12 protein-coding genes and 1 pseudogene are annotated in these 14,099 nt (G+C 72.1%); 6 read left to right on the plus strand and 7 right to left on the minus strand.

All coding sequences use genetic code 11. The features are described from left to right. Complete coding sequence (locus ACFWRT_RS26785; RefSeq protein WP_380952162.1) at nt 1–1,005, minus strand: GlxA family transcriptional regulator; 1,005 nt, start codon at nt 1,003–1,005, stop codon at nt 1–3. A gap of 65 nt (nt 1,006–1,070) precedes the next feature. On the opposite strand from ACFWRT_RS26785, the gene ACFWRT_RS26790 reads away from it, so the two are divergent. The 4 genes and pseudogenes from ACFWRT_RS26790 to ACFWRT_RS26805 all read left to right on the plus strand — a co-directional run bounded on the left by ACFWRT_RS26790 (nt 1,071) and on the right by ACFWRT_RS26805 (nt 4,957). After that, nucleotides 1,071–2,375, plus strand: a complete 1,305-nt coding sequence (locus ACFWRT_RS26790) for an MFS transporter (RefSeq protein WP_380952161.1) — start codon at nt 1,071–1,073, stop codon at nt 2,373–2,375. 45 nt (nt 2,376–2,420) lie between these two features. Beyond that, nucleotides 2,421–3,062, plus strand: coding sequence for a PadR family transcriptional regulator (locus tag ACFWRT_RS26795; protein ID WP_380952160.1), 642 nt, complete (start codon nt 2,421–2,423; stop codon nt 3,060–3,062). Nucleotides 3,063–3,151: 89 nt separating this feature from the next. Then, nucleotides 3,152–4,120: an ATP-binding cassette domain-containing protein gene (locus tag ACFWRT_RS26800; protein ID WP_380952159.1), complete on the plus strand. Its 969-nt coding sequence runs from the start codon at nt 3,152–3,154 to the stop codon at nt 4,118–4,120. Then, nucleotides 4,117–4,957: pseudogene (locus tag ACFWRT_RS26805) on the plus strand (ABC transporter permease). The gene ACFWRT_RS26800 and the pseudogene ACFWRT_RS26805 overlap by 4 nt, the downstream one beginning before the upstream one ends. A gap of 6 nt (nt 4,958–4,963) precedes the next feature. Here the strand turns inward: ACFWRT_RS26805 and ACFWRT_RS26810 are convergent. The 4 genes from ACFWRT_RS26810 to ACFWRT_RS26825 all read right to left on the minus strand — a co-directional run bounded on the left by ACFWRT_RS26810 (nt 4,964) and on the right by ACFWRT_RS26825 (nt 9,097). After that, nucleotides 4,964–6,391, minus strand: coding sequence for a glutamate decarboxylase (locus ACFWRT_RS26810; RefSeq protein ID WP_380952158.1), 1,428 nt, complete (start codon nt 6,389–6,391; stop codon nt 4,964–4,966). 111 nt (nt 6,392–6,502) lie between these two features. Next, on the minus strand, nt 6,503–7,126 hold the full coding sequence (wrbA, locus tag ACFWRT_RS26815; protein ID WP_380952157.1) for an NAD(P)H:quinone oxidoreductase: 624 nt from the start codon (nt 7,124–7,126) through the stop codon (nt 6,503–6,505). A 170-nt stretch (nt 7,127–7,296) separates the two neighbouring features. Further along, on the minus strand, nt 7,297–8,583 hold the full coding sequence (locus ACFWRT_RS26820) for an ion channel protein (protein WP_380952156.1): 1,287 nt from the start codon (nt 8,581–8,583) through the stop codon (nt 7,297–7,299). Nucleotides 8,584–8,731: 148 nt separating this feature from the next. Further along, nucleotides 8,732–9,097 carry a YbjQ family protein gene (locus ACFWRT_RS26825; protein WP_018514299.1) on the minus strand — a complete coding sequence of 122 codons (366 nt, stop codon included), beginning with the start codon at nt 9,095–9,097 and terminating at the stop codon, nt 8,732–8,734. Nucleotides 9,098–9,249: 152 nt separating this feature from the next. Between ACFWRT_RS26825 and ACFWRT_RS26830 the strand changes: the two genes are divergently transcribed. Further along, complete coding sequence (locus ACFWRT_RS26830; RefSeq protein ID WP_380952155.1) at nt 9,250–9,957, plus strand: DedA family protein; 708 nt, start codon at nt 9,250–9,252, stop codon at nt 9,955–9,957. Between the two features lie 129 nt (nt 9,958–10,086). On the opposite strand, the gene ACFWRT_RS26835 is transcribed toward ACFWRT_RS26830, so the two are convergent. Together ACFWRT_RS26835 and ACFWRT_RS26840 are read right to left on the minus strand one after the other, a co-directional pair. Then, nucleotides 10,087–11,790: a threonine/serine exporter family protein gene (locus ACFWRT_RS26835; RefSeq protein WP_380952153.1), complete on the minus strand. Its 1,704-nt coding sequence runs from the start codon at nt 11,788–11,790 to the stop codon at nt 10,087–10,089. A gap of 176 nt (nt 11,791–11,966) precedes the next feature. Continuing rightward, nucleotides 11,967–12,461, minus strand: a complete 495-nt coding sequence (locus tag ACFWRT_RS26840; protein WP_018514302.1) for an inorganic diphosphatase — start codon at nt 12,459–12,461, stop codon at nt 11,967–11,969. A gap of 86 nt (nt 12,462–12,547) precedes the next feature. On the opposite strand from ACFWRT_RS26840, the gene dacB reads away from it, so the two are divergent. After that, the gene (dacB, locus tag ACFWRT_RS26845; protein ID WP_380952152.1) at nt 12,548–14,032 is read left to right on the plus strand and encodes a D-alanyl-D-alanine carboxypeptidase/D-alanyl-D-alanine endopeptidase; all 1,485 of its coding nucleotides are present in this window, start codon (nt 12,548–12,550) and stop codon (nt 14,030–14,032) included. Nucleotides 14,033–14,099: the final 67 nt, after the last annotated feature.

Genomic DNA, 14,099 nt, shown 5'->3' on the forward strand with positions numbered 1-14,099 from the left:
TCACCGGACCGGCCCGCGGAACGTCGTACGGTAGGCGCTCGGCGAGACGCCCAGCGCCTTCTGGAAGTGGCGCCGCAGGTTGGCCGCCGACCCGAGCCCGGTCCGCTCGGCCACCTGCTCGACGGCCAGGTCGGACTCCTCCAGCAACTCGCGGGCCAGCTCGACGCGTTGCTGGTTCAGCCAGGTCATCGGCGTGGTGCCGACCTCGTCGCGGAAGCGCCGGTTGAAGTTCCGTACGCTCATGGCCTCCCGGGCCGCCAACTGCCCCAGCGTGATCGGCTCCTGGAGCCGCCGCAGGGCCCACGCGCGGGCGGCCGAGGTGCCGGGCGCGGCCGGTGGCGGCACGGGCCGCCGGATGTACTGGACCTGCCCGCCCTCGCGATGGGGCGGTACGACGGTCCGCCGCGCCACATCGCCCGCGACGGCCGTCCCGTGGTCGCGCCGGATCATGTGCAGGCAGAGGTCGATGCCGGCCGCGCACCCCGCCGAGGTCAGGACGCCGCCCCCGTCCGTGTAGAGCACGTCCGGATCCAGCTCGACCCGCGGGAACAGCTGGGCGAAGAGCTCCGTGTACCGCCAGTGCGTGGTCGCGGTGTGCCCGTCGAGCAGTCCGGCGGACGCCAGCACGAAGGCGCCGGTGCAGATGGAGGCGGTCCGGGTGCCGGGCCGGATGAGGGCGAGGGCCTCGGCGAGGGGAGCGGTGAGCGCCGGGGTGTCCTGCGTGTAGTCCTCGTACGACGACAGCACGATCACCGTGTCGGCCTCGGCCAGCGCCTCGGGGCCGTGCCGGACCGCGACGGTGAAGTCCCCGTCCGTACGCATGTCACCCGGCCGCAGGGAGCAGGTGGCGACCTCGTACAGCGGCTCCCCGTCCACCGTGCCGCCCGCTCTGGCCTGGCCGAAGAGCTGGTGGACGATGCCGAGCTCGATGGGGAGCAGGACGGCACGGGCGAGGACGGCGACGCGGTGGCGCCCGGGATCGGTGAAGACATCAGGCATGGCCATATTCTTGCGCACCTGGTCCATCTGGACACTCGCAGCGGCGGGCCGTCGGTCGCCAGGCTGGTCCCATGGCCCCCACGCCCACAGAACAGAGCACGGAACACACCACCGGACAGACCACCGCAACCGCCCGCCGCCGCCTCCATCGCGCCTGGCTGATCGCCGCCGTCGCGGGCGCGGCCATCGTCACCGCCGGGGCGTTCACGACCGTGCCCGGGCTGCTCGTGACACCCCTGGGCGAGGAGTTCGGCTGGAACCGGGGCCAGGTCGCGCTCGCCGCCTCCGTCAACATGGTCCTGTTCGGTCTCACCGCTCCCTTCGCCGCCGCCCTGATGGACCGGGTGGGCATCCGCCGGGTGGTCGGCAGCGCGTTGCTGCTCGTCTCGGCGGGCGCGGTGCTCACCGCCTTCATGACCCGCCCCTGGCAACTGGTGGCGTACTGGGGTGTGTTGATCGGCCTCGGCAGCGGCTGCCTCACCATGACGTTCGCGGCCGGGGTCACCGCCCGCTGGTTCGACCGGCGCCGGGGCCTGGTGACCGGGGCGCTCAGTTCCTCCAGCCACCTGGGCCAGTTGGTCTTCCTGCCGCTACTCGCGGGGTCCGTGGAGCGGCACGGCTGGCGGCCCCCGGTGGTGACCCTGGCCCTGGTGGCCCTCGCCGTGGCCGCCCTGGTGTTCCTGGCCCTGCGCGACCACCCGGCCGATATCGGCGTAAAGCCGTACGGGGCACGGGAGTTCGTGCCCGCACCGGCCCCTCCCTCCGGGGCCGCGACCCGTACGCTGAAGGTGCTCGCCGGTGCCCTGCGCACCCGCCCGTTCTGGCTGCTGGCGGGTATGTTCGTGCTCTGCGGGGCGTCCACCAACGGCATCATGTGGTCCAACTGGGCGCCCGCCGCGCACGATCACGGGATGCGGGTGACGGCGGCGGCCTCGCTGCTCTCCCTGATCGGTGTCTTCTCCGCCCTCGGCGCGCTGCTCTCCGGCTGGCTGACCGACCGCTTCGACCCGCGCCGCCTGCTGACCGTCTGCTTCGCGCTCCGGGCGCTCACCCTGCTGTCTCTGCCCGCGCTGTTCTCCTCCGCCGTGACCGCCCCGATGCTCCTCTTCGTGTTCGTCTACGGTCTCGTCGACGTGGCGACCGTGCCGCCGGTCATCGAACTCTGCCGCCGCGCATACGGGACCGACGGCCCCGTCGTCTTCGGCTGGGCCAACGCCGCCCACCAACTGGGCGCGGGGACCTCTGCCTTCCTCGGTGCGACGGCACGGGACGTGTTCGGCACGTACGACGTGGTGTGGGCCGCCCTGGGCGCCGGGTGCCTGGTGGCGGCGGTGCTGGCCTCGGCCGTACGGGCTACCCTAGTCAAAGTTGAATAGGGAGCCCGGGAGCGGTCGGCCCCCGGGACGGGATGGATGGGTGCCATGTCCGCGATCCGGCTGCTGGTCCTCGGTGCTGTGCGCATGCACGGCCGCGCGCACGGCTATCAGGTCCGCAACGACCTGGAGTACTGGGGCGCCCACGAGTGGTCCAACGCCAAGCCCGGGTCGATCTACCACGCCCTGAAGCAGATGGCGAAGCAGGGACTGCTCCTCGCCCATGAGACGGCCCCCTCCACGGCCGGCGGTCCGCCGCGTACCGAGTACGAGGTCACGGAGGAGGGGCTCGCCGAGTACCGCACCCTGCTGCGCGACGCCATCCGCTCCTACGACCAGAACCTCGACGTCCTCTCGGCGGCCATCGGGTTCATCGTCGACCTGCCCCGCGAGGAGGCGTTGGCGCTGCTCAAGGAGCGGGTCGAGGAGATGAAGGGGTGGCGGAACTCGGTCACCGAGTACTACACGCCCGGGGAGGGCCCTGAATCCCTCGGCCACATCGGCGAGATCATGAACCTGTGGGTGCACTCGGCCGATGCGGGCGCGGAGTGGACCCGGGGGCTGATCGCGCGGATCGAGGGCGGGGCGTACACCTTCGCGGGCGAGGGTGACCCGTTCGTCGGCGTACTCGCCGAGGGCGAGGAGAACCCGTACGCGACGGGCGTGCCCGACCCCGGGGACGACGACTAATCAAGTTTGACGAATGGCGGAACCGGGTTTACCTTCGAACTGCTAGTCAAATTTGACTACACGGCGGCAACCGAAGGATGGCGGGGAACGTGACCGAAGCGATCGTCCTGGACGGCGTGCACAAGCGGTACGGGGAGAAACGCGCCCTCGACGGGCTGGACCTCACGGTCGGAGCCGGCACCGTCCACGCGGTGCTCGGCCCCAACGGGGCGGGCAAGACCACCACCGTACGGATCATGTCGACGCTGCTGCGCCCCGATGCGGGCCGGGTCACCGTGGCCGGGCTCGACGTCCGCGACCGGGCCTCCGACGTACGGCGGCGGATCGGGTTGCTCGGCCAGCACGCGGCGGTGGACGAGCAGCTCGGCGGCCGGCAGAACCTGGAGATGTTCGGGCGCCTCTACCACCTGGGCGCACGCCGGGCGGGCAGCCGGGCCGACGAACTCCTGGAGCGGTTCGGGCTCGCGGACACCGGGCGCAAGGCGGTCAAGCAGTACAGCGGCGGGATGCGCCGGCGGCTCGACCTGGCCGCCTCGCTGATCACCGAACCGGCCGTGCTCTTCCTGGACGAGCCCACGACCGGCCTGGACCCGCGCGGCCGGGCCGAGGTCTGGGGCGCCGTCCGGTCCCTGGTCGGCGGCGGCACCACCGTCCTGCTGACCACGCAGTATCTGGAGGAGGCGGACCAGTTGGCCGACCGGATCTCCCTCATCGACGAGGGCAGGGTCGCCGCCGAAGGTACGTCCGACCAGCTCAAGGCGCTCGTCGGCGGCGACCGGATCGACGTCGTCCTGCGCGACGCGACCCGCCTGGCGGAGGCGGCCGCGCTGCTGGGCGCCGAGGACCCGGCGCTCGACCCGGACCGCCGGCTCGTCAGCGCCCCCGCCCCGGACCGGATGGCGGCCCTGACGGGTGCGGTCCGGGCACTTCAGGAGGCGGGCATCGAGGCGGAGGACATCGCGGTGCGCCGCCCGACGCTGGACGAGGTGTTCCTGTCCCTGACGGGGCGGCCCTCCGGCGGACCGGCGGTACGCGAGACGACGGAGGCGGCGGCATGAGCACGACCACACTCACGGAACACGGCACCGGCACCGAACACGGCGCCGGCCCCTCCCGCCTCACCTGGGCCCTGACCGACTCCTGGACCATGACCCGCCGCGAACTCGCCCACTGGGCCCGGCAGCCCGTCGGGGTCGTCGTGGGCCTGGCCTTCCCGGTGATGCTGCTCCTGATGTTCACGTACCTGGTCGGCGGCGGCCGGGACGTGGCGGGCGACCCCACCGAGTACCTGGTCCCCGGGATGCTCGCGCTGACCATGGCCTTCGGCCTGGAGAGCACGATGCTCGCGGTGACCCAGGACCTGAACAAGGGCGTCATCGACCGGTTCCGCTCGCTGCCGATGGTCCCGGGCGCGGTCCTGGTCGGCCGCAGCGCCGCGGACATGCTCCAGTCGACGGCGGCGCTCGCGGTCATGGCCGGGGTCGGCTACGCGGTCGGCTGGCGTTGGCACAACGGAACGACGGCCGCCCTCGGCGCGGTGGGGCTGCTGCTCCTGCTCCGGTTCGCGATGCTCTGGGTCGGCATCCACCTGGCCATGGTGGCGGGGCGGCCCGAGCTGGTGCAGGCGGTCCAGATCCTGGTCTGGCCGGTCGGCTTCCTGTCCAACGTGTTCGCCTCCCCGGCGTCGATGCCGGGCTGGCTGGGCACGGTGGTCGAGTGGAACCCGATGTCCGCCACCGCCACCGCCGTACGCGACCTGTTCGGCAACCCCGGGCGGCGCCACCGGCTCCTGGGCGGCCGAACACGCCCAACTCCTCGCGGTCCTCTGGCCGGTGGCGATCATCGCGGTGTTCTTCCCGCTGGCGGTGCGGAAGTTCGCGCGGCTGAGCCGGTAGAAGTCCCTAGTGGTGGAACGCCGTCGCGACCCCCCGGTCATGGCTCAACGGATGCTTCTGCGCCCGCAGTTCGGGGAGCAGCAGCTTCAGGTCCTCGATCAGCAGCGCGGCGAGGTCCGAGGAGAAGCCGTTGCGGCACACCACCCGCAGCACCGACAGGTCCTGCCGGTTGGCGGGGAAGGTGTAGGCCGGGACCAGCCAGCCGTGCTCGCGCAGCCGGCGGGAGACGTCGAACACGTCGTACGCGTGGACGTCCGGGGTCGTCGTGAAGGCGAAGACCGGCAGCTCGTCGCCCCGGGTGAGGAGCCGGAAGTCGCCCAGCTCCGCCACCTCCCGGGCCAGCCCGCGGGCCACGTCCCGGGAGGCCTGCTGGACCGCCCGGTAGCCGTCGTGCCCGAGGCGCAGGAACGTGTAGTACTGCGCGACCACCTGCGCCCCGGGCCGGGAGAAGTTCAGCGCGAAGGTCGGCATGTCGCCGCCCAGGTAGTTGACCCGGAAGACCAGCTCCTCCGGCAGGTCGTCCGCCGTACGCCACAGCGCCCAGCCGACCCCGGGGTAGACCAGCCCGTACTTGTGGCCCGAGGTGTTGATCGAGGACACCCTCGGCAGCCGGAAGTCCCAGACCAGATCCGGGTCGAGGAAGGGCGCCACCATCGCGCCGGACGCGCCGTCGACATGGACGGGGATATCGAGGCCGGTGCGCTCCTGGAGGGCGTCCAGGGCGGCGCAGAGGTCGGCGATGGGCTCGTAGGACCCGTCGAAGGTGGAGCCGAGGATGCCGACGACCCCGATCGTGTTCTCGTCGCACAGCTCGGCGGCGGCCTGCGGGTCGAGGTGGAAGCGCTCGCCGTCCATCGGGACCTGCCGGGCCTCCACCTCCCAGAAGTTGCAGAACTTGTCCCAGCAGACCTGCACGTTGACGCCCATCACCAGATTGGGCCGGGCGGTCGAGGGATAGCGGTCCGCGTTCCGCTTCATCCAGCGGCGCTTGAGGGCGAGCCCGGCCAGCATGCACGCCTCGCTCGACCCGGTGGTCGAACACCCCACGGCGGTCGCCGGATCGGGCGCGTTCCACAGGTCGGCGAGCATCGCCACACAGCGCCGCTCCAGCTCGGCGGTGCGCGGGTACTCATCCTTGTCGATCATGTTCTTGTCCCGGCACTCACCCATCAGCACCCCGGCCTGCGGCTCCATCCAGGTGGTGACGAAGGTGGCCAGGTTGAGCCGGGAGTTGCCGTCGAGCATCAGCTCGTCATGGACCAGCCGGTACGCCGTCAGCGGCGGCAGCGGACCGTCGGGCAGCCGGTGCCGGGGCGGCGCGGTGTTCATCGCCGCCGTCGGGTCGGCCTCGCCGTAGAAGGGGTTGAGGGCGAGCCTGCGCCGCTCCTCGGAGGGTTCGTCCTGGTGCGGGTGGGCGCCTCGGTGGAGCGGCATGGGGGAGTCCTCTTCCTCAGCTCTCGGCTTCTGCGGCTCTCGGTCGCTCGGCTCTCGGCCTCTGCGGCTCTCGGGTCTCTCAGCTCGCGGCTTCCGGGTCTCTCGGGTCGCTCAGCTCTCGGCGGCGAGCCCGGCCTTCAGCGCCCGGGTGAACTTCACGACGCGCTCGGCCTGCACCCGGGCGGCGGTCAGCGTCACCTCGCCGACCGGGAGGTCGCCCTGCCCGGACACGTGCGAGGTGCCGTACGGGTTGCCGTCGACGAACTTCGACGGGTCGGTGTACCCGGGGGTGACGAGGATGCCGCCGAAGTGGTGGATCGTGTTGTAGAGCGCGAGCAGCGTGGACTCCTGGCCGCCGTGGGCGGTGGCGCTGGCGGTGAAGCCGCTGTAGACCTTGTCGGCGAGCTGCCCGGACTGCCAGAGCCCGCCCAGGGTGTCGATGAACTGCTTGAGCTGCGCGGTGATGTTCCCGTACCGGGTCGGCGAACCGAAGATGACCGCGTCCGCCCACACCATGTCGTCCGGTGAGACCTCGGGGATGTCGGCCGTCGCCTCGATGTTGGCGGCCCACGCCGGGTTGGAGTCGATGGCGGACCGCGGGGCGAGTTCGGCCGCCCGGCGCAGCCGCACCTGCGCGCCTGCCCGCTCCGCGTCCTCGGCGATGGCCCGGGCGAGGGTGGTGATCGTGCCGGTGGACGAGTAGTAGATGACGGCGACGTTGACGGGCGTGGACATGCGGGAACCTCCGTCGGGACAACATCAGGGCGAACGGGTACCTAGATCCGGTACGTAACGGTACGAAGCCGACGATACGGATATCCGCCGCACCCGGCGCGCCGGGTGCGGCGGGTGCGGCGCGCCGGACGGGCCCTCCTCCGTACGTCGACAGCCGGTACGCGGCCTGCTCACCGCAGCGCCTTGCCCTCCCCGTCCAGTTGCATCTGCGCCCGCCCGGTCACCAGCAGCCAGGAGGGCAGGGTGGCGGCACAGAGCATCGGCAGGACGGACGCGTCGCTGACCAGCACCGCCGCCGTGAACAGGCTCACCCACCCCTGCCGGGTGACGGCGAGCAGCACGCCCAGCACCGCGCAGGAGACCGCGAGCGCCGGCGGCACGGCGTCGACCAGGGCGTGGGCGCAGAGGCCGAGCGCCACCCCCGCGAAGACCGCCGGGAAGATCCGCCCGCCCCGGAAGCCGCAGGTCGCCGCCACCACCAGGGCGGCCATCTTCACCACCGCCATCACCGCGAACTCCCCGGCCGACCACCCGTCCGGGTCCCCGGCGATCTCCTTCACCTCCTCCAGCCCCTTGAAGAGGGTCAGATGGCCGCCCAACGCCCCGAGCAGCCCCAACACCAGCCCGCCGGCGGTCAGCGCGAGCACCGGATACCGCAGTGCGCCGAAGGCCCGGTGCGCCACCGGGAACGCGTACACCGCCACCATGCCGAGGACCGCGCCGGCCGAGGCGATCAGGAGGGCGGAGAGCAGGTCGCCCCAGTGCGGTCCGGTGTACGCGGGGAGCGAGAGGTCGAAGCTGGGCTCCGCGATCAGCGACATGGTCAGCGCCCCCGCCGTACCGGCCGCGAGCGGGGCGAACAGCCGGTCCCAGAAGGCGCCCGGGCCCGGTTGGGAGGCCAGCGCCTCGGAGAGGATCAGCGCGGCGGCGATCGGGGTGCCGAAGAGGGCGCCGATCGTCCCGGCGGCGGCGAGCGCCACCCAGAGCTCGGCCGGAGCACCGGGCGCGGCGCGGCGGCCGAGCCAGTAGGCGAGGGCGATGTTGGCCGCGGTGATCGGGTTCTCCGGCCCGAGGCTCACCCCGCCCGCGAGCGCCAGTGCGGTCACCAGGAGCAGCCCGGGGACGACGCCCGGCCGCATCGGGGCGTCCACCAGCCCGGTGGTGGCCGGGTCGGGCCCGCCGTGACCGGGCACGGCCCGCAGGACCAGGCCCACCGCGAGGCCGGTCGCGGTGAGCATGACGATCATCCAGAGCGAGGAGAACCGCCCCACGCCGAGCGCGTCGGGCAGGGTCTCCCAGAGCACGTCCTGGAGCCGTTCCGCCAGCAGGCTGACCCCGAGCAGGATCAGCGCGCAGACGATGCCGACGGCGATCGCGGGCAGCACGAGCGGCAGGAGCCGCCGGGCGGGGGCGGCCGGGGGGTGGGGCTGCGCGGGCGCGGGGGATTCGGGAGCCACCGGCACACCCTAGAGCGACGAAACGACTAAATCGCCCCAATTCGGGCAACGACGGAACCGCGCCCCACTGCTCAGGCCCCGGTGTCACACCTTGCTGAGCCGCTCCGACCCCGGTGTCACACCTTGCTGAACCACTCGTGCACTGGCGTCACACCTTGCTGATCACCGCCGCCGTCCCGTACGCGCAGACCTCCGTCCCCACATCCGCCGCCTCCGACACGTCGAACCGCATCATCAGGACCGCGTTGGCGCCCCGCGCCCGGGCCTGCTCCACCAGCCGCTCCATCGCCTGGTTGCGCGTCTCGACGAGGGTCTTGGTCAGCCCCTTCAGCTCGCCGCCGATCATCGACTTCAGCCCCGCGCCGATCTGGCTGCCGAGGTGGCGCGACCGGACGGTCAGCCCGAAGACCTCGCCGATGACCTGCGTCACCTGGTAGCCGGGTACGTCATTGGTGGTGACGACCAGCACATCCGCCTGGGCGGTCTGACCGCCGCCGAAATCCTCAATGCCCATGTCTGTGGCACCTCCTGTGTCCAGCCTCACCCCGCTCCGCGGGATGCGCATTTTTCCGGTGCCCGCCACTGGAACCAAGGGCGTTCACCGGGCGTTGATAGCTTGGGGCGGCCTACAGAGCCCCCATCGCACACATCCTGGAGCCCGGACCCTTGAATACGCTTGCGCTCGGCCCGAGCTGGCTGGACCCGGACTATCTGCTCAATACGTTCGGCCTCCCCGGCCTTCTTCTCATCGTCTTCGCCGAGTCCGGACTCCTGATCGGCTTCTTCCTGCCCGGCGACTCCCTGCTGTTCACCACAGGGCTGCTGGTGACCACAGGACAGTTGAAGTACCCGCTCTGGCTCGTCTGCACGCTGATCGCCGTCGCCGCGATCGTCGGCGACCAGGTGGGCTATCTCTTCGGCCGCAAGGTCGGCCCGGCCCTCTTCAAGCGCCCGGACTCCCGCCTCTTCAAGCAGGAGAACGTCGAGAAGGCCCACGAATTCTTCGAGAAGCACGGCCCGAAGTCGCTGGTCCTGGCCCGGTTCGTGCCCATCGTGCGGACGTTCACGCCGATCATCGCGGGCGTCAGCCGGATGAACTACCGCCTGTTCGTCATCTACAACGTCGTCGGAGCGCTCCTGTGGGGCGTGGGCGTCACCGTGCTCGGTGCGATGCTCGGCAAGATCGACTTCGTCCACGAGCACATCGAGAAGATCCTCGTCCTGATCGTGCTGATCTCCGTGCTGCCGATCGTGGTCGAGGTCCTGAGGGCCCGCAGCCAGGGCAAGAAGGCCGCCGCCGCCGAGGCGCTCGGCACCCCCGACGGCCCGCCGGCCCCCCCGGCCACCGGCCGCGGCCGCCACGCCAAGCGCTGACCCCTTCCCGTACGGCTGGGCCTTCCTCCCGTACGCGTACGAAAGCAGCCCCACCCCCGTGCGTCCGCGTACGAGAGCGCCCCTCCCCCGACCCGCGGGGAGGGGCGCTCTCGTACGCGCATGCCGGACCTAGAACCCCCGGGTCCGCTTCGCCGCCCGGCGGCTCGCCCCGCCGACCGCGCCCGGCACCCCCATGAACAGCCGCGAGATCTCGCTCCCCAGGTTCACCCCGATCGCGATGGCCAGCGCCGTCGCGACCGCCGTCGACAGCGAGGCGAGCCCGGTGTCCAGCTCGTTCTGCGCCACGCCCAGCAGACCGAAGTACGTCGCCGAACCGGGCAGCAGCGGCCCGATCGCCGCCGTGATGTACGGCAGCGACGAGGTGAACCGGTAGCGCGAGAACAACTGGCCGAACAGCCCCACCAGACCGGCCGCCACCGCCGTCGCCGCGACCGGCGAGATCTCCCCGGTCCGGGCCATCGCCCCGAAGATGATCCAGGCGACACCGCCGTTCAGGGTGACCGCCAGCACGGTGGAGCGCTCCTGCTGGAGCAGCACCGCGAAGGCCAGGCTGAGCGCCATCGAGGCCAGGATCTGCACCACCGGCTCGTTGTACGCCACGAACCGGGCCTCGGGATTGAGCTGCGCCCCCAGTTGCAGCCCCAGGTACAGCACGATCAGCACACCCGCGACGATCCCGATGAAGAAGTACATGACCTCCAGCAGGCGGGCGGAGGCGGTGATGTAGTAGCCGGTCAGCCCGTCCTGCACCCCCGCCACCAGCGCCCGCCCCGGCAGCAGGGCGAACAGCCCACCGGTGATCACCGCGGACGGCCGGATGTCCGTCGAATGGGTCAGCGTCAGCGCCACCCCCATCGCGGCGGGCGGCATCGCGGCCACCGTGAACTGGTAGAACTCCGGCAGCCCGCGCCCGGCGCACAGCCACGCCAGCCGGTCGCCGAGCATCGCGCCCGCCGCCGCCACGATGAAGACCAGCACCCCACCGCCGACCAGCACGGAGGCCGAACCGGCGAGCAGCCCGGCGGCCGCCGTCAGCACCCAGCCCGGGTACGGGTGCCGGTTACGCCGGATCTCCGCGAGCCGCCGGTAGGCCTCCTCCAGGGAGACGTCGGCGTCCTCGCTGGTGATGTCGTCGACCAGTCGGAAGACGGCCGCCAGCCGGGTGTAGTCGGTGCCCCGGCGGCGTACGGTACGGCTCGCCGTCACCGGGTCGTCGACCAGCGAGGGCTGGTGTGAGATGGACAGCAGCGTGAAGGTGACCGTCGGCTCGCTGCGGTCCAGGCCGTAGGACCGGGTCACCGCGAACATCGCCGCCTCGACGTCCTCGGCGCCCTCACCGCCCGCCAGCAGCAGCTCCCCGATACGCAGCGTCAGGTCGAGCACGCGCGGTACGGCGGGACCCGTGTCGTCGTCGGTGCGCTGGACGGACTCCGGGGCCGGACGCTCGGTCACCGGCATCCGGAGCATCGTGCGCATCCGGTCCTGCCAGGGCGCCTCCTTGGTCAGCCGGACCATCGGAATGCCCTGCGCCGGGGTGAACGCGGGCGGCGCCTGCTGGGCGTTGTACGAGCTCGGCGGGGTGAAAGCGGAACTCAGCGTGTCCGAGTTCGGGCCGCCCGTGGAGCCGCCGCCGGAACCGCCCGAACCGCTCGCCTCGGGGTGCACCCCGGTCGGGATCGCGAACTCCGACGTCGGATGGTCCTCCTCGGGCGGCGACACCGGCTGCATTGTCCCGGCAGGCGGGGCGAAAGCGCTCCGCGCCTCGTCGGACTGGGGTTTCTGGTCCTCCGGACCCCAGGATTCCGCCACCACTCGACCTCGCTCCTCCTCGGCTGATCTTCCGGGCGCACGTCTGCCCAGTATGGCCACCGACATGACCACCGCATGACGAGACGGTGCGCACAGCGGAACGGGCGGCACACCCGTGAAGGTGTACCGCCCGTTCGCGTACGGCCGTCCGGCTCACAAACGGAACCGGAAGAGGTACGTCAGTGCTTGCCGCCCTGCGCCTCAAGACGCTTGTACGAGGCCTCGATCTCGGCCTCCGCCTCGGTACGGCCGACCCAGTCGGCGCCCTCGACGGACTTGCCCGGCTCCAGGTCCTTGTAGACCTCGAAGAAGTGCTGGATCTCCAGGCGGTCGAACTCCGACACGTGGTGGATGTCGCGCAGGTGCTCCACCCGCGGGTCCGAGGCCGGGACGCACAGCAGCTTGTCGTCGCCGCCGGCCTCGTCCGTCATCCGGAACATGCCGATGGCCCGGCACTTGATGAGGCAGCCGGGGAAGGTCGGCTCGTCCAGGATGACCAGCGCGTCCAGCGGGTCGCCGTCCTCGCCGAGGGTGTTCTCGACGAAGCCGTAGTCGGCCGGGTAGCTGGTCGAGGTGAAGAGTCGACGGTCCAGGCGGATCCGACCGGTCTCGTGGTCCACCTCGTACTTGTTCCGCGAACCCTTCGGGATCTCGATGGTGACGTCGAACTCCACGGGTGGCTCCTCCATGATCAACACATACGACTGGTGGTTAAGTGTCCCCCACGCAGAAGAGTGCTCGCGAAAGGGGCTGGTCAACGGTGGCCGAGCCGGTGGAAGAACCGTCGAACCGCCCGTCGGGCCCCTGGGGCCGGATCAAGAACCTGAAGAGCAAGCGCAACGGGTCCAACACCTGGCAGGTCGTCGCAGGCTCCGCCGTGCTCGGCCTGGTCGTGGCCACCGGCGCCGTCCTCGCCGCCGGTCCCTGGGACAACGGTCAGCGTAAGGCCGAGCGGCAGCTCGCAGCCGCCACGGACCACACAGGTGGCGCACATCACGGCCGCAGGCTCCCCGGCGCCCCCGAACCGGCCCCCAGCGCCCCCGCCGTCCTCGGCGCACTCGACACCGTCACCCGTTCCGCCCCCCAGGACCCCGCGAGTCTGCGCACCGCCCTCGCCCCGCTCATCGGCGCACCCGCGCTCGGCACCCAGGTCGCCGCCTCCGTCATCGACACGGCCACCGGCAAGCAGCTGTACGGGCGTGGCGCGGCCACCCCGATGACCCCGGCCTCCACCGTCAAGATCGCCACCGCCGCCGCCGCGCTCTCCGCCCTCGGCCCCGACCACCGCATCGCCACCACCGTCCGGCTCTCCGAGGACCACCGCACCCTCACCCTCGTCGGCGGCGGCGACCCCACCCTGACCCCGGCCGCCCTGAAGTCCCTGGCCGCCTCCGCGGCGCGCGCGATCGAGGAGGCCGACGCCACCGGCGTACGGCTGACCTACGACACCTCCTGCTACACCGGCCCGGAGCGCCACCCCATCGGCAAGAACCCCAACCTCGCGCCCGTCACCGCCCTGATGGTCGACGAGGGCCGGCTCGACGGCACCGATCGCGGCCCCGCCACCCGCAGCGAGGACCCGGCCGGCGACGCCGCCCGCGCCTTCGCCGACCGGCTGAAGAAGGCGGGAGTCCAGGTCGCCGGCGCGCCCCGCGAGGCCCGCGCGCCCGGCAAGGCCCGTACCGTCGCCACCCACCGCTCCGCCCCGCTCGCCGCCCTCGTCGAGCGCACCCTGACCAACAGCGACAACGACATCGCCGAGGCCCTCGCTCGGCAGACCGCCATCGCCAAGGGCGAGAGCGCCGACTTCGCGGGCGCCCGCCGCGCCGTCACCACCGAGCTGAAGAAGCTCCAGGTGACCACCGCCGGAGCCCGCCTCGCGGACGGCAGCGGACTCGACCGTGAGGGCAAGGTCACCCCCGCCCTCCTCACCACGCTCCTCGCCCGCGCCGCCGACCCCGAGCGGCCCGGCCTGCGCACCGTCCTCACCGGCCTCCCCGTCGCCGGCTTCACCGGCACCCTCAGCACCCGCTACCAGGACGGCACCGACACCACCGGTGCCACCGGCCTGATCCGCGCCAAGACCGGCACCCTCAGCGGCGTCAACGCCCTCTCCGGGACCGTCGTCGACCCCCAGGGCCGGCTGCTCGCCTTCGCCTTCCTCGCCGCCGGCTCCACCGCGCCCGCCGACGCCGAAGCCGCCCTCGACGCCCTGGCCGCCGCCCTCACGGGACCGGTCGACTGAGCCCCCTCCTCCGGAGGCCCTTTTAAGGCCCCCCACCCGAAGGGCCGCACAAGACCCCACCACCGGG

It is taken from the genome of Streptomyces cyaneofuscatus (genome assembly GCF_042718795.1).
Classification (GTDB): domain Bacteria; phylum Actinomycetota; class Actinomycetes; order Streptomycetales; family Streptomycetaceae; genus Streptomyces; species Streptomyces cyaneofuscatus_A.

Coding starts and splice junctions, on each gene's coding strand:
- ACFWRT_RS26795 (WP_380952160.1), top strand. CDS start 2,421: ATGTCCGCGATCCGGCTGCTGGTCCTCGGTGCTGTGCGCATGCACGGC.
- ACFWRT_RS26825 (WP_018514299.1), bottom strand. CDS start 9,097: ATGGGCATTGAGGATTTCGGCGGCGGTCAGACCGCCCAGGCGGATGTG.
- ACFWRT_RS26810 (WP_380952158.1), bottom strand. CDS start 6,391: ATGCCGCTCCACCGAGGCGCCCACCCGCACCAGGACGAACCCTCCGAG.
- ACFWRT_RS26785 (WP_380952162.1), bottom strand. CDS start 1,005: ATGGCCATGCCTGATGTCTTCACCGATCCCGGGCGCCACCGCGTCGCC.
- ACFWRT_RS26790 (WP_380952161.1), top strand. CDS start 1,071: ATGGCCCCCACGCCCACAGAACAGAGCACGGAACACACCACCGGACAG.
- wrbA (WP_380952157.1), bottom strand. CDS start 7,126: ATGTCCACGCCCGTCAACGTCGCCGTCATCTACTACTCGTCCACCGGC.